Source organism: Alkalihalobacillus sp. TS-13, assembly GCF_019720915.1.
Lineage (GTDB): Bacteria > Bacillota > Bacilli > Bacillales > Fictibacillaceae > Pseudalkalibacillus.
This window is the reverse complement of the sequence record NZ_JAHKSI010000002.1, coordinates 126,097-145,475: the sequence shown is the minus strand read 5'-3', so window position 1 is coordinate 145,475 and position 19,379 is coordinate 126,097. Positions and strand designations below refer to the sequence as shown.

Annotated in this window: 22 protein-coding genes; 17 read left to right on the top strand and 5 right to left on the bottom strand. The window is 42.6% G+C overall.

Annotation, left to right across the window (positions count from 1 at the left end):
- Window positions 1–28: 28 nt before the first annotated feature.
- Entirely contained in the window at window positions 29–589 is a 561-nt protein-coding gene (locus tag KOL94_RS17480; protein WP_221567886.1) for an NADPH-dependent FMN reductase, read from the top strand.
- 121 nt (window positions 590–710) lie between these two features.
- Here KOL94_RS17480 and KOL94_RS17475 read toward each other — a convergent pair whose 3' ends face one another.
- Complete coding sequence (locus tag KOL94_RS17475; protein WP_221567885.1) at window positions 711–2,453, bottom strand: ABC transporter ATP-binding protein; 1,743 nt, start codon at window positions 2,451–2,453, stop codon at window positions 711–713.
- A gap of 261 nt (window positions 2,454–2,714) precedes the next feature.
- Between KOL94_RS17475 and KOL94_RS17470 the strand changes: the two genes are divergently transcribed.
- Window positions 2,715–3,242, top strand: coding sequence for a GNAT family N-acetyltransferase (locus KOL94_RS17470; RefSeq protein ID WP_311775187.1), 528 nt, complete (start codon window positions 2,715–2,717; stop codon window positions 3,240–3,242).
- A gap of 118 nt (window positions 3,243–3,360) precedes the next feature.
- Here KOL94_RS17470 and KOL94_RS17465 read toward each other — a convergent pair whose 3' ends face one another.
- Window positions 3,361–3,732 carry a YybH family protein gene (locus tag KOL94_RS17465; protein WP_221567884.1) on the bottom strand — a complete coding sequence of 124 codons (372 nt, stop codon included), beginning with the start codon at window positions 3,730–3,732 and terminating at the stop codon, window positions 3,361–3,363.
- 400 nt (window positions 3,733–4,132) lie between these two features.
- Here KOL94_RS17465 and KOL94_RS17460 point away from each other — a divergent pair, with 400 nt between their 5' ends.
- Together KOL94_RS17460 and KOL94_RS25675 are read left to right on the top strand one after the other, a co-directional pair.
- Window positions 4,133–4,645: a MerR family transcriptional regulator gene (locus KOL94_RS17460; protein WP_221567883.1), complete on the top strand. Its 513-nt coding sequence runs from the start codon at window positions 4,133–4,135 to the stop codon at window positions 4,643–4,645.
- Window positions 4,638–5,525 carry an SRPBCC family protein gene (locus KOL94_RS25675; protein WP_221567882.1) on the top strand — a complete coding sequence of 296 codons (888 nt, stop codon included), beginning with the start codon at window positions 4,638–4,640 and terminating at the stop codon, window positions 5,523–5,525. Before KOL94_RS17460 ends, KOL94_RS25675 begins: the two co-directional genes overlap by 8 nt.
- 71 nt (window positions 5,526–5,596) lie before the next feature.
- On the opposite strand, the gene KOL94_RS17450 is transcribed toward KOL94_RS25675, so the two are convergent.
- The gene (locus KOL94_RS17450; protein ID WP_221567881.1) at window positions 5,597–7,087 is read right to left on the bottom strand and encodes an alkaline phosphatase PhoX; all 1,491 of its coding nucleotides are present in this window, start codon (window positions 7,085–7,087) and stop codon (window positions 5,597–5,599) included.
- A gap of 134 nt (window positions 7,088–7,221) precedes the next feature.
- A complete protein-coding gene (locus KOL94_RS17445) occupies window positions 7,222–7,995 on the bottom strand; it encodes an arylamine N-acetyltransferase family protein (protein WP_221567880.1) in 774 nt (257 codons plus the stop codon).
- A 391-nt stretch (window positions 7,996–8,386) separates the two neighbouring features.
- Here KOL94_RS17445 and KOL94_RS17440 point away from each other — a divergent pair, with 391 nt between their 5' ends.
- Window positions 8,387–9,040, top strand: a complete 654-nt coding sequence (locus KOL94_RS17440; RefSeq protein WP_221567879.1) for a FusB/FusC family EF-G-binding protein — start codon at window positions 8,387–8,389, stop codon at window positions 9,038–9,040.
- A 357-nt stretch (window positions 9,041–9,397) separates the two neighbouring features.
- Here the strand turns inward: KOL94_RS17440 and KOL94_RS17435 are convergent, their stop codons facing one another.
- A complete protein-coding gene (locus KOL94_RS17435; protein WP_221567878.1) occupies window positions 9,398–10,306 on the bottom strand; it encodes a nuclease-related domain-containing protein in 909 nt (302 codons plus the stop codon).
- Window positions 10,307–10,405: 99 nt separating this feature from the next.
- On the opposite strand from KOL94_RS17435, the gene KOL94_RS17430 reads away from it, so the two are divergent.
- The 12 genes from KOL94_RS17430 (at window position 10,406) to KOL94_RS17375 (ending at window position 19,357) form a co-directional block, all read left to right on the top strand.
- On the top strand, window positions 10,406–11,695 hold the full coding sequence (locus tag KOL94_RS17430; protein ID WP_221567877.1) for a phytoene desaturase family protein: 1,290 nt from the start codon (window positions 10,406–10,408) through the stop codon (window positions 11,693–11,695).
- A complete protein-coding gene (locus KOL94_RS17425) occupies window positions 11,692–12,576 on the top strand; it encodes an RNA polymerase sigma-70 factor (protein WP_221567876.1) in 885 nt (294 codons plus the stop codon). The genes KOL94_RS17430 and KOL94_RS17425 overlap by 4 nt, the downstream gene beginning before the upstream one ends.
- Window positions 12,577–12,699: 123 nt before the next feature.
- Complete coding sequence (locus KOL94_RS17420; RefSeq protein ID WP_221567875.1) at window positions 12,700–14,040, top strand: FAD-binding oxidoreductase; 1,341 nt, start codon at window positions 12,700–12,702, stop codon at window positions 14,038–14,040.
- Between the two features lie 169 nt (window positions 14,041–14,209).
- Complete coding sequence (locus tag KOL94_RS17415; protein ID WP_221568247.1) at window positions 14,210–14,731, top strand: DinB family protein; 522 nt, start codon at window positions 14,210–14,212, stop codon at window positions 14,729–14,731.
- Between the two features lie 200 nt (window positions 14,732–14,931).
- Entirely contained in the window at window positions 14,932–15,483 is a 552-nt protein-coding gene (locus KOL94_RS17410) for a PadR family transcriptional regulator (protein ID WP_221567874.1), read from the top strand.
- A 2-nt stretch (window positions 15,484–15,485) separates the two neighbouring features.
- A complete protein-coding gene (locus KOL94_RS17405) occupies window positions 15,486–15,962 on the top strand; it encodes a DUF4188 domain-containing protein (protein WP_221567873.1) in 477 nt (158 codons plus the stop codon).
- A gap of 34 nt (window positions 15,963–15,996) precedes the next feature.
- On the top strand, window positions 15,997–16,530 hold the full coding sequence (locus KOL94_RS17400; RefSeq protein WP_221567872.1) for a histidine phosphatase family protein: 534 nt from the start codon (window positions 15,997–15,999) through the stop codon (window positions 16,528–16,530).
- Between the two features lie 350 nt (window positions 16,531–16,880).
- On the top strand, window positions 16,881–17,294 hold the full coding sequence (locus tag KOL94_RS17395; protein ID WP_221567871.1) for a DoxX family protein: 414 nt from the start codon (window positions 16,881–16,883) through the stop codon (window positions 17,292–17,294).
- Window positions 17,295–17,406: 112 nt separating this feature from the next.
- Window positions 17,407–17,841, top strand: coding sequence for a hypothetical protein (locus tag KOL94_RS17390; protein ID WP_221567870.1), 435 nt, complete (start codon window positions 17,407–17,409; stop codon window positions 17,839–17,841).
- A 66-nt stretch (window positions 17,842–17,907) separates the two neighbouring features.
- The gene (locus KOL94_RS17385; protein ID WP_311775186.1) at window positions 17,908–18,342 is read left to right on the top strand and encodes an SRPBCC family protein; all 435 of its coding nucleotides are present in this window, start codon (window positions 17,908–17,910) and stop codon (window positions 18,340–18,342) included.
- A gap of 18 nt (window positions 18,343–18,360) precedes the next feature.
- Entirely contained in the window at window positions 18,361–18,786 is a 426-nt protein-coding gene (locus KOL94_RS17380) for a DUF6157 family protein (RefSeq protein ID WP_221567868.1), read from the top strand.
- A gap of 37 nt (window positions 18,787–18,823) precedes the next feature.
- The gene (locus KOL94_RS17375) at window positions 18,824–19,357 is read left to right on the top strand and encodes a dihydrofolate reductase family protein (RefSeq protein ID WP_260412508.1); all 534 of its coding nucleotides are present in this window, start codon (window positions 18,824–18,826) and stop codon (window positions 19,355–19,357) included.
- Window positions 19,358–19,379: the final 22 nt, after the last annotated feature.

The window sequence follows — 19,379 nt, the reverse complement described above, 5'->3', positions numbered from 1 at the left end:
TTTAAATGATTTCAGGGAGGAATACATTATGCAAAAAATAGCAATCATTATCGGGAGCACAAGACCAGGACGAAACGGTGAAGCAGTCGCCCGTTGGGTGCACAGTATCGCAAAGGAGCGTACGGATGCTGAGTTTGAGATTGTCGATATTGCGGACTATGATCTTCCACTGCTGGATGAACCAATGTCTCCGGCTTTAGGTCAATACACAAAGCCGCATACAAAGAAATGGTCCAGGAAAATCGCTTCCTTCGATGGCTATATCTTCGTGACACCTGAGTATAACCATGCTACTTCCGCTGCACTTAAGAACGCAATCGATTTTTTATATAATGAATGGACCAATAAGGCTGCTGGTTTTGTAGGGTATGGGGCTGCAGGAGCAATCAGTGCCGTTGAGAATCTCAGGATGATCATGGGTGAACTTCAGGTTGCTGACGTAAAGGCTCAAGTTCGACTTTCGCTCTTTACCGATTTTGAAAACTTTAGTGATTTCAAACCTGCATCTTATCAAATATCTTCAGTGGAGGCGATGATTGACCAGGTGATTGCCTGGAGTGATGCATTAAGTGTGCTACGAAATAAATGAACTGAGAGTTGGAGCTTCTCTTTTTTATATGAGAGGCTCCATATTCTATATTTCGTAAGACGGATGGACCATAAACAAGAGGCTGCTCACCTTGTACAAGAAAGGTAAACAGCCGTTTTGTTTATACCTGAAATTCAAATTGCTTGGAATAAAGCTGTGCATAGGTACCGCCACGAGCGAGCAATTCGTCATGAGTTCCCTGTTCTGCGATACCATCCCTGGTCAACACGACAATTCGTTGTGCATTTCGGATCGTGGAGAGTCGATGGGCAATTACGATTGTCGTACGCCCTCTCGCCAGCACTTCCAGCGAATCTTTTACGATACTTTCACTCTCATTATCTAGTGAACTCGTCGCTTCATCAAGTATCAGTACCGGTGGATTCTTCAAAAAGACACGAGAGATGCTGAGTCGTTGCTTTTGACCGCCGGACAGGCGGACGCCTCTTTGCCCGATTTCGGAGTGGTAGCCGTTCGGCAGGCTCATGATAAACTCATGGGCATTGGCATGTTTCGCAGCCGTTATGATTTCTTCATCCTCTGCATCAGGTTTTCCGTAACGGATGTTTTCCATCACCGTGCCTGCAAAAAGATAGACATCCTGTTGGACTGTCCCGATGTTTTTTCTCAAAGAAGACAAGTCGATATTTTGAACGTTTTCCCCGTCAATCAAAATTTCCCCATCGGTCACATCATAAAATCGTGGGATCAGATTGCATAATGTCGTTTTTCCAACACCGGACGGGCCGACTAAGGCAACGTACTCGCCGGGTTGAACGTGTAGAGTCAGATTTTCAAAGACATTGTTTAGATCAGCATCATAGCGGTATGTGACCTGCCTGAATTCAATTTCGCCACTCGCCTCGTCAAGTGTGATCGGATTTTTGCTATTCTCAATCGCCGGCTTCAGATTCATGATTTCCATAAAGCGCTGGAAACCGGTAATTCCTTCTTGAAATTGTGTGCTCATAAAGGTCAGTCGTTGAATCGGCTCTACCATGAACCCGATATACAGTAAGAATGTAATCAGATCCGCTAAATCGAGTGTTTGATGGATAATTCTAGTACTGCCGATGATTACGACGGTGACAGTGATCAATTGGATGAGTGTTTCTGAAATATTGTAGAAGACAGCTTCGGTCCAATAGGTTTTTCTACGACTTTCAAGGAAACGGTCATTTTCCCGATTGAACTTTTCGATTTCGATTCCTTCATTGGCGAACGATTTTACGACACGGATCCCGCCAAGACTATCCTCAACCTGTGCATTCACATCTGCAATCCGTTCTTTGTTCCTCTTTAAAGCCGTGTTCAACAGCTTATTGTAGTACACAGACAATATAAGAAGGACTAATAAGATACAAAAGACGGCGATCGTCAAGGGTGCGTTGATGAAAAATAGGATGACGAAGCCACCTATGAAGCGGACCAGGTACTTGGTGTAGTCTTCTGGACCGTGATGATAGAGCTCGGAAAGGAGTAGCAAGTCATTGGAGATCCTGGACATCAGCTGACCTGTCTTTTCCTTGTCATAAAAGTTGAAGGAAAGCTTCTGCATATGTGCAAATAGCTCACTCCTCAAGTCCCTTTCCATAAGCGCTCCGATTTCGTGTCCTTTGTAATCTACGATGTAGTTTCCGATATTTTGTAACGCAACCAGGAGAAGCATGAGTGCGCCGACCCAGAACACATCATCCATTACAGTGGAAAGCTCCCCTGCCAGCACATCCTTCGTCACGTAACGCACGAGTAAAGGAAAAACGAGGATCAGAGTGGATGCAAAAAACGCACAGCCTAATACGGTTAAGAACATTTTTAAATACGGTTTATAATACGATAAAAATTTTTTGATTGGAAATTGCATGTAATACCCCTTTTAGTGTTCATTCGTAAAACACATATAAGGGGGTACACTGCTATAAATTACGTGAGTGTTCCTCCCTTATATAATTGGACTTTCCGACTTTTCATGTTTCTCATGTAAAAGACCTCCTCGTTTATTGGTACTTCTATTGTAAACTATTTTCTGGAAAAAGGAACAAATCATTTATACGCAAAAAAGAGGGTTCAATGTGGCGAGTGGAGAATTTGGTATTGCATTTAATATTTCGATGGGGTGAATTAAGTGACTGTGATAAAGAATGAGAAGGCTATGCTCCGGACTGCTTGTGTAGAGGATGCTTCGGTGGTTTTAGAGATACAACGGGAAGTAATTGGAGAGCGTGACTATTTTATAAATGTACCAGAGGACTTCGAAAAAACACCGGAGCAACAGCGGGAATGGATCGAAAAGATATCAGCGAATCCACGTGATATCATGATTGTGGCAGAAATCGATGGGAAAGTTGTGGGCTGGATCGTATTCATCTCACAAGTGCGAAAAAGAATGGCGCATACCGGTTCTTTCGGGGTGATGATCAAAAGAGAATATAGAGGTTCAGGGATCGGGAAGCAGTTGCTTCAAGGGATGTTAGCCTGGGCAGAGAAAAATCCATTGATTGAAAAAGTTTGCTTAGGCGCATTCTCGACCAACCATCGGGCAATCGCCTTATATGAAAGCATGGGGTTTGTAGAGGAAGGACGGAAAGTCAAAGAATTCAAATTCGGTGATAATGAATACGCGGATGATGTTCTGATGTATAAAATTGTTTAGCTAATGGAAAGGCTGTCCTAAAAGAAAAGTGTCAGACACCTCCAACACAAATATTTCGTATCAAACCACGATTTTTCAGGTCGGAGGGACTCAGACACTTTTGGGACAGCCTGCATTACTAGTTCATAAATGTATTTTGATCATGTACCAGATACCATGAGTCATACAGTTTACGAAATACCAATGTCAGATAATACTCTTTGTTATAGGGTTCGCCGTTTTGATCCAGATCTTCATACTTGACTTTAACTACGCTATAACCCATATCACTGAAGACTTCTTCTTTCACCAAGGTGTATTGGAAGGTCCAGTCAGGATCTTGAAACCAATCTTTATGGAAATTGATCACTTTTTGATATCCCTCAACAAAATGTCCGTTTGGCATAACAACGCTGACATCTGCGTTTTTGGATAATGTCACTGAATAGGACGCTAAATCTTTCTGTTGGATGGCTTGTAAATGTTTTTTAACAACTGCCTGGTAATTCATTTTCATCCTCCTGATATTGTGAGGATCAATGACACGCTAGGGTAGAATGACCCTCACTCGTTATTTTATTTTCAGACTTGGCACAGATTTTGTAGAACATTAGTCATCACTCCTTCAATCGTTTTTCAGTCATTTAAGTCTATTCTCCAACACAAACGTGATTCCTTTTTTTATGGCTTTGTTATACCTTATTGTTGATCTTCCCGAAATTCGCTCCCTTTCCGCGGGCTCGCTGTGTTCCCGTAGGAGTGTCGCAAATTCGCTTCAATTAAACTTATACAGAAATCAACTGTAATATTTAACAAAGCCTTTGTTACATAAATAAAATATGTCTTGAGCCTTACGTGACGTAATGGTTTATAGTTGAATCACCGGTAAATCCAGCGCGCGAAATGAGGGGATGATCATTGAAGATAACGTTGTATGGAAAGTAGGGGAGCTGGCAGAGTTAACAGGGATAACGGTCAGGACGCTGCGATATTATGATCAGATCGGTTTGCTTTCGCCTTCCCATTATTCAGATTCGGGATATAGATTGTATGACGATAGAGATCTGTCTCGTCTCCAGCAGGTTCTTTCGTTGAAGGATGTCGGCTTGTCGCTTGAGGAGATTAAAAGCATTCTATCCGATACGAACTATGACCCAGCCGAAGTCGTCTCCCTTCAAATCGACCGGCTCAAAGAAAATATCAGAATTCAACAGAAGTTGTTGAAGGAATTACAAAATGTTTCAGCCCTCATGCAAACGAAAGAACCATTGACTGTCGGAAATTTTACGGAACTGTTCGGTATGATGAAAAAGAGCCATGAAAATTTTTTTGCTGGGCGAAAAAATAACATGGAAAACCATTTGGATCGTCTTGATGATTTCCTTATAAAAAATCAAAGTCAAGGGAGGAAAAATCATGAGTGAACGTTATGCTACACATGATACCTTTGTGATTGAGAAAAATTACGACGCCTCACCTGCACAAGTTTTTGCAGCGTGGGCAGATCCTGCTTTCAAAGCAAAATGGTTTGCAGGAGCAGATGAATTCGATTTTAAAGTTGGGGGAGTGGAGAGCAACATGGGCGGGCCTCCCGGGGGTCCTGTCTACACTTTTAAGGCGCTGTATCAGGAAATTGTGCAAGATGAGCGGATAGTCTACTCCTACACAATGGATCTAGAAGAGACGAGGATTTCTGTATCTGTGTCCACTGTCGAGTTCAAGCCAGCTGGATCTGGAACCCAATTGATCTACACCGAGCAGGGTGCATTCCTGGATGGGCACGATTCTGCAGCTGCTCGTGAACACGGAACAGCGATCATGCTTGATAATCTTGGTAAGGAGCTTCGGAAAGTGGGGGAGGCAGACCGGGAGATCGTGAATGCAAGGATTTTCGATATGCCGCGTGAAAAGTTGTTCCAAGCGTTCACCAATTCGGATCATTTGGCAAAGTGGTGGGGGCCAGAGGGTTTTACGAATACGTTCCATGAATTTGATCAGCGCCCTGATGGGGTTTGGCGTTATACGATGCACGGTCCTAATGGTGTTGACTATGAAAATAAGAGTGTTTTCGTCGAGGTCGTGGAACCTGAACGAATCGTCCTCCGGCATCTGGAGCCGAATCATGTATTCCTACTATCGGTTACCCTTGAGGAAAGGGAAGATAAAACCGAGCTGACCTGGCGAATGCTCTTCGAATCAGCCGATGAATGTAAAAAGATCAAAGAATTTTGCTACAAGGCAAATGAAGAGAACTTGGATCGTCTGGAGGCACAGCTGGAAAAAATGGTTGGACAAACAAAATAGTGGCTTCGCATTTATAGAAAAAGGTTTGCTGAAGACAAGTTCAGCAAACCTTTTATCAAATCACTATGAAACTATGTCAGATTCACCCCATGTCGAAGGAACGCGGCTGCTTCAAGTTCCGATATACCGCTTCGTCTTGCAATCTCAGACATTTCAGGGGACAATTTCGGTGCGAAATTCCTTGGAGGAGTGGCGTGTCCCATTTGCCGTTGGCGTCCAGCGTTTCTGTAACCGAATGGTCCCCAAATTGCAAAGGTGAGGCCTGGAGACTGTATATTAAGGAAAAGGGTTTTTCCATCTGGTGAAAAGGTCGGTCCACAAAACTCTGAATTGTTTATCCGATTGTTGGCAAAAGCATATACTTCGCCTTCAGGTGTAATACCCATCACCCGGTTACCCCCAGAGCCATCCTCTGCAAACATGAGGTCGCCCCAAGGGGTGATGACGATATTATCCGGGCTTTCCATTTTATTTGCTTCAGTCCCTTCGTAAAACAACTCCAACGTTTCAGTAGAAGGGAAATAGCGGTAGATTTGACCGAGACGCTTTTCTCCTCCAGCCGTATCATCAAACCAGAAAACCCCGCCTGCAAAATAAGCACCTTCCAAACGATTGAACCGTACACATCCGCTATTAAGCGCATCATCATGCGGCTCTTCTTTATTGACATCTTTCCAGATCACACCGAATTTTTGCCCCGGGTTCATGAAGTCAGCATCTGGATTCGTCTTTTCTTCAATCGCCAGAGCCTGTAGTTTCCCACCTTTTTGCAGGGCGCCAGGTTTTGGACTCCGATCATTCGGAATGTACCTGTATAGAAAACTGGATCGTTCATCATTAGCTGGATCGTCTGGGTCGATCTTTCCACGGAAATCATCTTCTGTAAGATAAACGATCCCTGTTGCTGGATCGACGGCTGTCGCTTCATGTGAAAAGAAACCCATCTCACGGATCGGGGTTTTTGATAGTTTGTTTTCCGGATCGTCAGGCATGACTTCAAATACATACCCATGGCCATCGATACGTGTTTCTTCACATGTGAGCCATGTTCCCCAAGGTGTTGCTCCTCCAGCGCAATTTTGCATCGTACCAGATGAAGTGACATACTCTTTATGTACTTTACGATCCGGTCCGATGATCAAGGCAGTCGTCCCACCTGGTGCTAGACGATTGTATGGGTTTTTGCCTGGTACTGCAGACTCTGTTCCGCTCAATTCATGATTCCGTACAAGAATGGTAGATCTTTGAGGACCTTGAAAGGCAGCCATCCCGTCAAAATCACCTGGTATCGGCGCACCATTCGTCATTGATTTCCCTTCCTCAGAGAGGATCCGGTATTGAAATCCTTTCGGCAGGTCGATCACGCCACCCGGATCTTTGACTAGAGGACCGAAACCATTGAATGAGTATGGGGATTGTGATGTACCTTTCGTATTTGCGAGGACGTTAGTCGCGTTTCCAGTCATCCCTGCAGATCCAAGTGCCAGGGCAGCCATCCCCATCCCACTCATCTTAAGAAAATCTTTCCTATCCATAAGTGCTCGTTCTCTTTGTTCGCCCATTTGTAACTCCTCCTTCGTATTTTCCCATTCATCCAATACGTAACAAACGTAGCAAATGAGTTTGAAGGTAATGTTAGAAAATTGTAAAAATTTGAAGAAGTGTAGAAGGGCTAAAGAGAAATGATTGCCAGGATTCAGTTGATGATGCCAAACATTTTTCGGACGTGTTCCAGGAAGGCCTTTTCCGATATTTTATCTTTGTGGACTTTTCCATTGATCCAGCGGGTAAGGGTCTTATCTGTCAAAGACACCGTTCCTTCGTCAGTGAACTTCATAAGGAGCGGTCCCTTGTTGAATGGTGAACGTTCGTTTTCCATAAGCGCTTCTTGGATTTCATTAAATTCACTCAGATTTTTCACTGATCTTTTGGAGTCGATCACGTAACCGATACGCCAGTCATTATCCTTATGAGCGAGTTTTAGCATAAGAACATAGTCACCGTAATCACTCGTAGATGCTTCGACTTTGAATTGACCGTTGGATGAAGTCACGATTACGCCATTCATCGGAACAGGTTTTAATGGCAGATTGCCTCCAAATCCGGTATCGACAAGATAATCTTGGCCTCCGTGACGGAGGATGATCGCAACATGAGTCCTGCCGAGATTCGTCCATTCACCAGTTTCGCTATTGAATACGTCTCCGCGTACCAGTGTGACATCGAAATCATTTTCAAGCAGGAAAAGATAGAGCAGTCCATTCAACTCGTAGCACAACCCGCCCTCATTTCTGGCAAGCATTTTATCGATCAACGATTCATTCGTAATATCAAGCGTTTCCTGATTGGTGATCCGTAGATTTTCAAAAGGGATGGTCCGTGCAGTTTTTTCAAGTATCTCATCCAGCTTTTCAAATGTGATCGGTTCCTCGTCAGCCAACCCGATCCTTTTCCGGAACAATGCGTCCATTACGATTCCTCCTAACAAATTAGTTTAATTCCACTTTATAGAAAAATAAATACAAATAAAAGAGATTGAACTTTTAGGTGCTAACGTTTATTTGGTGACGTACAATGCATGAATACTTATTCTAAAAATCGCAAGTACCGAGATTTCAAGACAGGGTTTCCACTTTTCAATTCATTTATTGTATAATAATGTTTAGTTAGGGAGGTGGTAAATAATGGCGAACAGCAACATTCATTTGCCAGAATTTGCAGCAGCTCATGCAAAGCCTGTTATGGGAAAGGCGATACTTTGTATGGGATGGAATTTGAACTAATCGCCTGTCGATCCTGATAACATGGTTTTGCGCCTTATTTTACTGATTGTCCGATTAGAAATAAGGAGCTGAACTGAAATGAACAAAACAAATAATGAACCATTCATCAGACCCGATCAATTCAATTTTATCAGGGCTCAAGTCCGGAATCTGGTAAGCGCACATGCATCTGTTAAAGATCAGGATGTCCTCAAAGCTTTGAAATATGGCTCGTTGGAAAAATCACTGAATCTTTTTTCTGCTATCGATAAAAAAGTGGAGCCACTTCTTGACGAGATGGTTGAGATCGAAAAAGCAACGGAAGCGGAGAGGTTTCTTGACGAACTGAATGCGTATGTCATTCCATTTCGGAATATATCAGAAAAAACTGTGCAGAAATTGTTTCCTAAGGCAAAAAAACTAAAGATGCCTTCACACGAGGAATTCAATTTTAAAGAGCTTTCCTATCTAGGGTGGTATGATATCCGTTCCAACAGAAAGTATCTTATCGTTGAAGTGGACGGGAAACTGAAGGGAATTCAAGGAACCTTCCAGGATAGCAATCGGAAAAGCATTTGCACATTATGCGGCGGCTATGAAGAAGTCGGCCTGTTCATGTGTAAAGTGAAAAGCGGAAAAGAAACCTATCTTAGCCGAGGGAACTATATCTGTAAGGACAGTCAAATATGTAACCACAATATGACGACAAGAACCAAACTAAACGATTTTGTGTCGTTGCTGAACCAAAACTGAGGGGGGAATCCTCTCAGTTTTTTTAGTTGGTGCAACCTGAATACCTAAGGTAAGCACTTAAATCCATTATGAGACCCTGAAAAAGTGGGAAACCGATTTTGAGGTACTCATGAAGGCGCTATGAGACTCTGTAAAAGTGGGAAGCCGATTTTGAGGTACTCATGAAGGGGTTATGAGACCCTGTAAAAGTGGGAAACCGATTTTGAGGTACTCATGAAGGGGTTATGAGACCCTGAAAAAGTGGGAAACCGATTTTGAGGTACTCATGAAGGGGTTGTGAGACCCTGAAAATGAGAAAAATGGAATTTGGGTTTCCTAAAGGCAGGTGGTGAATGTTGAGTAAGGTGGCGTATATACTTATTCAAAATAAGTATATTTTCCGTGTCCTATAGTTCTAAAGTTCTCTAACAGAACTTTTCGTATTGTTTTTTTAGACTTAATGAAATTACTCCATTCATGTATTTGGTTTGTCGTGATCTTATCGTTCGGAAAAAGCAGCTTGAACTCTTCGACAGATCTTAGAACCGCAGTTTCATAGTCTTCCTTCTCTCCACATTTAGCGCAAAAGAAGTAGAGTCTAGTATTCTGTTGATCATAAAACCCACAACACCTCTGACAATAGATCCCTTTCCTCAGGTTATCATAATGGTAGTCGGGTAATCGGAAATTCGGGGTATCGGTTAAATGAAGAGACAACAGTTGTTCAGCCAGCGTGGAGTGGACATTCTTCAATCTAGAGGGTTGTTTCTTGATCTTGTCCAAAAAACGATTAAGCTGGGTTGGAAAAATAATATTCTGGTTGAGAGGTGCTTGGTAAAGGTGGAATTCGGGGTTAACGAAAACAAGATAAGCTTCAACAGGAATATTACAACCAAGTGCCTTTAGGAGCTGTCGCAACAACGATTCATTCCGATTCAATTGCAGCAGCGGATTCTTTATTTCATTTCCGCCCATAGAATACCATCTGTCCCCATCCACATAAAAATCACCTTCGTAGTTTTTCACTTCAAAAAGATAATTCGTCCCTGAAGAGATCAATAATGAATCGGTTTGAAAAAGCGTGTTACGATGCTCCAATAGTAAATCATTCAGAACCAGGCGTCCGAGCAAAAGTTCATCGAGCCGTTCATCAAACTTAAGCTCACCTTCATAGCCCTTTTCAAGATTGAAACAGTATTGTTCGTCTTCAGCTGAAAGATTCATTCGAATCCGAAGATATCTCATAATCTTCAATTCCAGCGATTCTTTGCGTGGCTTTATGATCAATACACATTTCCCCTTTCTTCTTTTACATAATAGTATCACAATGTCACAAATCAAACCCTTTATCCGTCATGTTTAATGAATAGGATAGGAGGGTTCAAAATGGAAAAATATGATGTTGCCATTATAGGTGGCGGTATTGCAGGGTTGACGGCGGCGATCATGCTCGCTAATGAAGGACAGAGGGGAATTGTGTTCGAAAAATCCACTCAATTCGGAGGGCGATCCCAGACCGTCAACAAAAATGGCGTATACATGAATCTTGGTGCCCATGCCCTTTATAAAGGCGGGGAGGCGATGCAGATTTTTAATGAACTGGGCATCACGATAAAAGGGGCGCAACCTCCAACAGATACAGCACAGACGATTTGGAAAAATCAGGTCTATCACGTTCCAATGAGTTTTCGCACTTTATTTTCAAAGCAATTCTTAAACGGAATCGAAAAAATCCAATTAGCAAAAATGATGGCTCATCTCAGTAAAATGGATGTGGAGGCAGTGGAAAAAGAAAGCATTCAAGATTGGGCTGAACGGGAAATACGTTACCCGATGATTCGTCATTTCTTTTACGCGTTCTGCAGAACAGCAACGCAAACTCATGCCCCTAGCCTCCAGTTGGCGCGTCCGGTTTTAAGGCAAATGCAGCGGGGGGTGAAAGAAGGTGTGCTCTATATTGATAAGGGGTGGGCGTCCATCGTAACAGAACTAAGGTCCACGGCTGAAAAAGTTGGGGTTAAACTTCTCAACGCTATGAAGGTCGAGAAAATTGAACACGACTGGCAAGTCAAACGTGTAATCGGCTCGAATAATGAAGCGTACGAAGTCGAAAATGTGATCATCACCACACCACCGGATGAAGCGTGTCGCCTTGTACCGCATGTCGAAAATACCTCTCTGGATCGGTGGCGAAAAGAAGCGATTCCAGCCACTGCTTCCTGCTATGATCTTGGCTTAAGGAAGCTTCCAGACAAAAATCATCAGTTCGTCCTCGGACTTGATCTTCCCGTCCTTTTTACCAATCAATCACGCACTGCAAAGGTAAGTGAGGATGGCATGACGGTCGTCTCCCTGGTCAACTATCATGACTTGACGAAAGACCGTAAAACCGAGATCCAGACGAGCAAATCCTTATTGGAAAAAAGCATGGACTTGATCCAACCCGGATGGCGAGGTGAGGTGAAGGAGCAACAATACTTGCCGCACATTGCAGTCACGCACAACTTCCCGCATATAAAACGAAGCGCAATACCAAGTCCTGACGTTCCGGAGATAAAGGGGCTGTATGTGGCAGGAGATTGGGTGGGAGATGAGGAATTATTGGTTGATGCATCTCTAGCAAGTGCGAAACGTGCAGCTTCACACATTTTAAAAAGAAACCAGGTGTTGATATGAACGAGATTGAACAGCTTTATCAAGATTATAAACCATTGCTCTTTTCACTCGCCTACAGGATGTTAGGCAGTGTGATGGATGCAGAGGACATCGTCCAAGAAACGTTCATTAAATTCGAAAAGCTACCGAATCACGAGTCCATCACCAACGTGAAATCCTATCTCTGTAAAATGACGACCAACCGATGTATCGATCAATTGCGATCTTCAGTCCATCAGAAAGAAACGTATGTTGGTCCATGGCTGCCAGAACCGATAGTGGAAGACTATGTAGCGGATCCAGCAGGTTCGTATTTTATGAAAGACTCGATATCGACCGCTTATATGATGCTTTTGGAACAATTATCGGAGGTGGAGCGTGCAGTCTTCCTCCTCAGAGAAGTTTTCCAGTATGAGTATGACGAAATCGCCGATATTGTAGATAAAAACAGTACCAATTGCCGACAGATTTTTCACAGGGCGAAAAAAAGTCTCGGGCATGAACCGGAATTATTTCAGAAGGACTCGAAACAACTGGGTAAGATCGTTGAAAGATTCCTACGGGCATTAAATACCGGTAATATTTCCGAGATGCTGCAAATGCTGGAAAAGGATGCGACCTTCTATTCTGATGGCGGCGGCAAAGTGAAGGCGGCTGTAAAGCCAATCTACACTGCCGAACGGATCACTCAGTTTTTCTTGGGCCTTATGCAGAAGTTTCCTGCGGATTATGTTTTTCATCGTAAAATGATTAACGGAGCCCCCGGGGTTGTCGTAACGCTTGAAGGTCAAGTGCTTCATGTCGTTTCATTTACTTTTAGGGAAGGCAAGATCAATGATATCTACCTGGTGGCAAATCCTGATAAACTCAGGTCTTTGAACGAACATTTACAATGGATATAAAGTATGCAAGGGCATTGCAGACATAAAGGGCAGTTGCCCATTTTCAATCTCCCTCATTTCAGCCGTTTCATCACCTGAACCTGTCTCATATACTGCTGTAAGACAAGTTAAAGGAGAGAGAGGATGGCGACTGAATTGACGGGGCGGGTTGTGGTACCGGGGGATCCGGATTATCCAGAAGCCCGCACAAATCTTAATCTATATAGATCCAAGTTTCCCGGAGCAATCGTTTTTTGTCAGGAAGAAAATGATGTCCTGAATGCGCTGAGATTTACTCGGGAAAAAGAAATCCCTTTCCGTGTTAGGAGCGGAAGACATAGTTACCAAAATTTTTCGATCCTGAATAAAGGGATTGTCATTGATTTAAGTGAAATGAACAAAATCTCGGTAAATGTCTTAAGAAAAACTGCGGTCATTGCAGGAGGCGCTGATCTAGGACATGTATACAACACACTTTGGGAGCATGGTCTGGCAATCCCCGGTGGCACGGAATACAGCGTCGGCGCTGCAGGATTGACCTTAGGGGGAGGAATCGGTTATCTGTCCCGGATTTTCGGGTTAACCTGCGATAACCTGATTGGCGTCCGAATCGTCGTTCCAAAAGGAGACCGCAGTGCACAAATTGTAGAAGCGACCAGATGGAAAAACAGGGAACTTTTTTGGGCTTGTTGCGGCGGCGGTGGAGGGAACTTCGGGATCGTCACTCAATTCAAGTTCCGTGCCCATCCAATAGGCGACGTCTCGATTTTCCGGATCGAATGGGACTTCGAACAGTTGGAAAGAGCGTATGACAAATGGCAGCAGTGGGCTCCATTTACCGATGAAAAATTAACGTCGTCGATCGAGCTGCATGCGAAAGAACAAAACTTGATCCTGGCTCAGGGACAATATGTGGGTATAAAAGACGAACTCAAAAAGCTGATCAAACCGTTGGTCAAAAGCACAAACCCTAGGAAGGTGCAAATCGCATCCGTCCCATTCAACAAGGCATTCGACTATTTCAATTATCCAGCCGGAAATATCCCGTCTTATTTCAAACGCTCTGGGTCTTTTGTCTATCAACCGATTCCCGAACGGGGCATCAAAATTATGAAGTATTTCTTGGAGAATACACCTAATGAAGATGCAGCGATATGGCAACAGGCACTTACTGGTGCGGTGCAAAAAGTGCGTCCGACTGAATCAGCTTTTTATCACAGGAAGGCGCTTATCGCACAGGAATATAACACAACTTGGAAAAAAGAAGGTGAGGCTAGTGAGAACGTCCAATGGGTGAAGGCGTTACGTAAATATCTTTCCCCCTATACGGACGGTGATTATGTGAATTGGCCGGATTTATCAATTGACGATTGGCCGACCGCTTATTATGGAGAAAATTTCGAGCGCTTAAGAAAAGTGAAAACGAAGGTTGATCCAACGAATGTCTTTCGTTTCCAGCAAAGTATCCCGCCATACAAAAAGTAAAATCAAGGTTCTCTCTCATGAAGGGAGAACCTTCATTATGGTCATCTGTCAAAGGAATTTTTCTTCTTTTATTGAATTATCTAATAGATAATGAGAATGGAAGAGGTGTAGACTGGCAACTGAATCTTCTATTTTAAAGTCAATATAAAAAAGGAGGATATGCCCTATGGTGAATTTTATTCTACAGGAAGCGGTTGAGGTGTTGGAGCGGACGCCGCAAACGTTGAAGCATTTTTTAACCGGATTATCTGATAGATGGCTGCAATGCAATGAAGGCGAAGGAACGTGGAACGCCACACAGGTGATCGACCACCTTATTGAGGGGGAGAAAAACAATTGGATTCCGAGGCTGGAATTCATTCTTAAAGAAGGCGAGAGTAAACCATTTCCCGAATTTGACCGTTTCTCTCACCTCAGTTTAGCCCCCGAAAGGACGTTGGAACAGAAGTTTGAAGAGTTCAAAACGATTCGAACCGAAAATGTAACCAGGCTCCAAGAACTGATCGACACTGAGTCGAAGCTGGAAATCACAGGTTCCCATCCTGCTTTTGGTGTCGTGAAGGTAAGGGAATTGGTCTCCACATGGGTCGTCCATGACCTTACCCACATTTCACAAATCGTACGCGTGATGGCAAAGCGATATGGGGAAGACGTCGGTCCTTGGGAAGAATATTTGGGAATCTTGAAATAATCGGATGAAATTGAAGCGTGAACTTACATATTACGGATAAATAAAAGTGACTTGAAAAAAGAAGTTGTAAAGGTGACAAAAGGACTGATGATTGTACATCAGCCTTTTTTTATATTCTGGGTTTACATGAAAGGATGAATATGGTAAATTATATGTATCAAAAAGATATATAGCAAAAAGATATATATTGGAGGTGTACGATGGCTAAGGAAAACAACACGCAATATGCGATTCTCGGTCTACTGACGGCGGGTTTCCACACCGGTTATTCTATCAAACAGATGATTGACGGGAGTTTGAATCATTTTTGGAAAATAAGCTATGGTCAAATTTATCCTGCTTTGAAAAAGTTAGTAGAAGAAGGATATGCATCGGTCCAGTTCACTCCTCAAGAAGGAAAACCAGACAAAAAAGAATACCACATCACTTCTGAAGGCGAAAAGACCCTTAAGAATTGGCTTCAAAACCCCATCAAAGAGCTTCCGGTTGAAAAAAACGAACTCCTGCTCAAACTTTTTTTCAGCCGCCATCAAGAACTCAGCATTACCGTCCATCAATTAAAAACCTACCAGGAAAAACTGATCAATCGTTACAACACCTATGAAGGAATCAAAGAAATGATCACCACCCGGCTGAATGATGAAGTGGATGCACCCTACTGGATCATCACGCTGGATTATGGTCTGCGTACGACCCAAGCGGAAATCGACTGGTGTGAAGATACGAAGAAAAAACTGTTGGAGGAGGAATGAAAATGGGAAAGGAGATCTTTCCAGGCAGGTATACGATCGGCCAAGAGGGCGACATCGTTGTTTTCATCATCGGAATGCGTGTGAACAAATGGTGGGCAATCCACAAGTGGTGGCCGGTGTTCATGGCCATGCCGCCTATGATCAAAGAGCTCTATGTCAATAAAGATCTTGGCTGCTTATCGATTGAGAATTTCTTCAGCTTACGTACAACAATGATGATCCAATATTGGCGATCGGAAAAAGATCTACTTGCCTATGCCAGAGGTCAAAAGCACTTGAAAGCATGGAACGATTTCAATAAAAAGGTTGGACACAACGATGCGGTCGGTATTTATCATGAAACCTATACTGTGAAGAAGGGGCAATTCGAATCGATTTACGGAAACATGCCGAAATTTGGTTTATCAAAAGCGTTAGGGCATCAGCCTGTCAGACCGTCCACCAATACAGCGAGCAAGCGTCTTAGCGGCGAAAACTAAGAGCAATCCATTTTTTTAAAAGGGAGAGGGAGCTATGATTTATGTGATCAGGCACGGGGAAACGGACTTGAATAAAGAAGCAAGGATACAAGGGAGATCTGGTCTTCCTCTAAACGAAAACGGGAGAAATCAAGCTGAAAGTTTAAAAGATAAGCTCAAACAAATCAAGTTTGATCTTGTGTTTTCATCTCCGCAGGAAAGAGCGGTCGAGACAGCTGAAATCGCAACAGGTATCGAAGCGACAACTGATCCGAGGCTGGATGTCTTCGATTTAGGAGAAGCGGACCGATTGAAAAAGAATGAAGTCAAAATGGTTGGACCGATTCCTGATCCCAGTGTTTATAATGGGGTGGAAGAAATTCCAGGCTTCATAGGAAGGATTTTCGACTTCATGAAAGAGATTGACGTCAAATATGGCAAGAGTGAACTGAATATCTTATTATCCGGGCATAGATGTACAACAGGTTGTATAGGTGCCTATTTTGAAGGTATACCTGAAGATCGGAACATTATCAAATTTTCCTCTGGAAATGGGGAATTCAAGGTATACGAGTTTAAGCAGAAATAAAGTTTCTCGGGGCTGTCCCAAAGACTAGTGTCAGACACCACTAACACAACATTTTGTATTAAAACCACGCTTTTTCTCAAAATGTTATTCACAACGGTGAGAGTCAGATGCTAATGAGACAGCTTTCTTTTTTTGGGGTGCTTCGGGACTTTAAGCATATTAATCTGGATCATGATAAACCTGTGGAGATTGCATTTTTCGTCGATTATATCTTCCAAAAGTTGGATTTAAATAATGGAGTATTAGAAAGATTAACATTTTTAATTGGGTAATATATACCTTTTATGGAATATTCTGTTTCGAGTATATTTAATTCATGAAACAAAAAACTGAAGGAGGAAGATTGCACAATGAAAAAAATAATGATCACCTACTGGATTTTTACAGGTCTTTTGGCTGCATTAATGCTTTTCGGAGCTATTCCGGATATCATGTCTGATCCTGCTGCTGTCGCTTTGTTCGATCATTTAGGTTATCCTGCATATATTTTGCCATTTATCGGCGTAGCCAAATTGTTAGGTGTCATAGCACTGCTTGTACCTGGTTTTCCACGGGTTAAAGAATGGGCGTATGCAGGCTTTGTGATTGATTTAACTGGTGCTATGTATTCCACCATCGCAGTAGGAGATCCTGCGAGTGGGCTGGTGGTGTTCCTTATTGGATATGTATTGATAGCAGGTTCTTATATAACTCACCACAAAAGACAGAAAATCATTTCATCAAATCAAAAAACAAATCAGGACCACAGCGAAGCTATAGTTTAAAGCATTCATTTAGAAAAAACACTCTGGGGCGCTTTTCGTTAAAGCGTCCTTTTCGAACAATCAATTGAGAAAAAGAGAGGACAATTTCAGAAAAAGATAGAATATATATACGATGGATTTCAAAATCAAGGGGGTGTACCTATTGAATCATATCACTTCTGAGGATATTAAAATTTTTTGCAGTGAAGATTGTGGAAACTCACCTAAAAAAGAGATGTTAAAGAAATTCAATATCGCTATTGCTATAAACGATAGAAATTATTTCATGGAGAATCTTTCAGATGATATTTATTGGAAAAAAGCTGGTGCTCAAATGATTGAGGGAAAAGAACAGTTTGCCGAAATGCTGATTCAAAATGTGGACGGGGACATAACAGAATTGCACATCTATAACATCATCACACATGGTCGTTCTGCATCAGTAAACGGAGAACTCGTTTATAAAAATAAGCAAAGGACTGCATTTTGCCACGTTTATAATTTCACCGGCGCAGGCAAAACTTCAAAAATAAAAGAAATAACGTCATATGTGATTGATATGGACTGAGGTTTGGAGTTGCTTCTAGTTTTTTCTTGAAAGAATTTAAACGAACCTGAAGAAAGGGTGTTTGTTGTGCATAATCAGACAAAAATGAAAATAGAAAAACCTGCTTACGAAGTATTTGAAGCCATTGTTGATCCCGATAAAATCGGAAACTTCTGGTTTTCATCAAGTTCTGCAAGATGGGAAACAGGGAAGACGATTACCCTGAAATACGATCTTTTTAACGCTGAGGGTGAAATAGAAGTCATTGAAATCGAAGAAAATCAGAAAATCCAGTTCAACTGGGGACCAGCTGAGGAAATACACACCGTCACACTTACATTCGATGAAATAGATCACTCCACAACGGTTGTAGAAGTCAGGGAAGAAGGTTTTAGGGATAATGATGAAAAGCTGATTAACAAAATGCTGGATAATAAAGAGGGATGGGTCTTTATGTTGACTTGTCTGAAAGGTTATTTAGAATTTGGAGTCAATACGTTGAGAGAAGGATTAGTTAAATAACGAGTAAGGGGAACTTTTATGAAAAAAGATATGAATTATTATCAGACCTTTATTACTGTTTCAGAGGACTGTCCAGTATCGGAAGGAATGGAACCTCCGATTAAGAAGGGAGGGCTCACCAAACCCCGTATCGAATATGAACTGCTCTCCAATAACCCATATACATACACCCAGGAAGATCTGATTTATGAAGTCTATGTGCGCCATAAATCCATCCCTGAAGAAGAGCGAAAGAATAATCAACTCAGAGATAAATTGTTTCACAAGCCTCAACCATGCCTACGGGCGTCTATGCTTCCGAAAAAATATGGCTGGGGTCTCCACTTTGATGAGGAGGGAAAAATTGCGCTTTATAGCAGGGGGTCTTCTGAGTATGAGAATTGTTTCAACAACGAACAATTGAAAGTATTGCATGCTATGCGGAACAACCGTGCACGCTCGTAATACCACTGATAAATCTTTTGAATGAGGAGAGACGACTATGGGGAAAGTTGTTTTAGATATGTCTATGTCGTTGGATGGATTCATTGCAGGGCCGAATGATAACGATGAACAGCCGCTTGGAGTTGGCGGGGATATTCTTCATAGCTGGCTATTCACCGGAAACCACCCAAGCAAACATAATGATTTTTTCAAGCTTTCACAGAAAAGCAGAGAGGTGTTCGATGAATCCTTTGAAACAACCGGAGCCATTATAGTAGGCAGACGAACATTTGACGTAGTGCAAGGATGGGGAGGTAATCATCCCGTCCACGGCGCGACGGTAGTTGTTGTCACTCATCATCCTCCAGATACCCCTCCGGAAGGAAGTACCCCGTTCATCTTTGTGACAGACGGAATCGAAAGGGCAGTTGAACAGGCAAAAGCTGCTGCTGGGAAGAAAAATGTCGGAGTCGGAACCGCGAATGTCGCCCATCAGTGTTTGAAAGATGGCCAGATTGATGAAATCCCAGCTTCACATCGTACCTGTCCTACTAGGTGGAGGGATCCGACTGTTCGATCATATCGGCTCTGAACAAATTAAACTGGAAAATGTG

Coding starts and splice junctions, on each gene's coding strand:
- KOL94_RS17480 (WP_221567886.1), top strand. CDS start 29: ATGCAAAAAATAGCAATCATTATCGGGAGCACAAGACCAGGACGAAAC.
- KOL94_RS17475 (WP_221567885.1), bottom strand. CDS start 2,453: ATGCAATTTCCAATCAAAAAATTTTTATCGTATTATAAACCGTATTTA.
- KOL94_RS17465 (WP_221567884.1), bottom strand. CDS start 3,732: ATGAATTACCAGGCAGTTGTTAAAAAACATTTACAAGCCATCCAACAG.
- KOL94_RS17460 (WP_221567883.1), top strand. CDS start 4,133: ATGATCATTGAAGATAACGTTGTATGGAAAGTAGGGGAGCTGGCAGAG.
- KOL94_RS25675 (WP_221567882.1), top strand. CDS start 4,638: ATGAGTGAACGTTATGCTACACATGATACCTTTGTGATTGAGAAAAAT.
- KOL94_RS17450 (WP_221567881.1), bottom strand. CDS start 7,087: ATGGGCGAACAAAGAGAACGAGCACTTATGGATAGGAAAGATTTTCTT.
- KOL94_RS17445 (WP_221567880.1), bottom strand. CDS start 7,995: ATGGACGCATTGTTCCGGAAAAGGATCGGGTTGGCTGACGAGGAACCG.
- KOL94_RS17440 (WP_221567879.1), top strand. CDS start 8,387: ATGAACAAAACAAATAATGAACCATTCATCAGACCCGATCAATTCAAT.
- KOL94_RS17430 (WP_221567877.1), top strand. CDS start 10,406: ATGGAAAAATATGATGTTGCCATTATAGGTGGCGGTATTGCAGGGTTG.
- KOL94_RS17425 (WP_221567876.1), top strand. CDS start 11,692: ATGAACGAGATTGAACAGCTTTATCAAGATTATAAACCATTGCTCTTT.
- KOL94_RS17420 (WP_221567875.1), top strand. CDS start 12,700: ATGGCGACTGAATTGACGGGGCGGGTTGTGGTACCGGGGGATCCGGAT.
- KOL94_RS17410 (WP_221567874.1), top strand. CDS start 14,932: ATGGCTAAGGAAAACAACACGCAATATGCGATTCTCGGTCTACTGACG.
- KOL94_RS17405 (WP_221567873.1), top strand. CDS start 15,486: ATGGGAAAGGAGATCTTTCCAGGCAGGTATACGATCGGCCAAGAGGGC.
- KOL94_RS17400 (WP_221567872.1), top strand. CDS start 15,997: ATGATTTATGTGATCAGGCACGGGGAAACGGACTTGAATAAAGAAGCA.
- KOL94_RS17395 (WP_221567871.1), top strand. CDS start 16,881: ATGAAAAAAATAATGATCACCTACTGGATTTTTACAGGTCTTTTGGCT.
- KOL94_RS17390 (WP_221567870.1), top strand. CDS start 17,407: ATGGATTTCAAAATCAAGGGGGTGTACCTATTGAATCATATCACTTCT.
- KOL94_RS17380 (WP_221567868.1), top strand. CDS start 18,361: ATGAAAAAAGATATGAATTATTATCAGACCTTTATTACTGTTTCAGAG.
- KOL94_RS17375 (WP_260412508.1), top strand. CDS start 18,824: ATGGGGAAAGTTGTTTTAGATATGTCTATGTCGTTGGATGGATTCATT.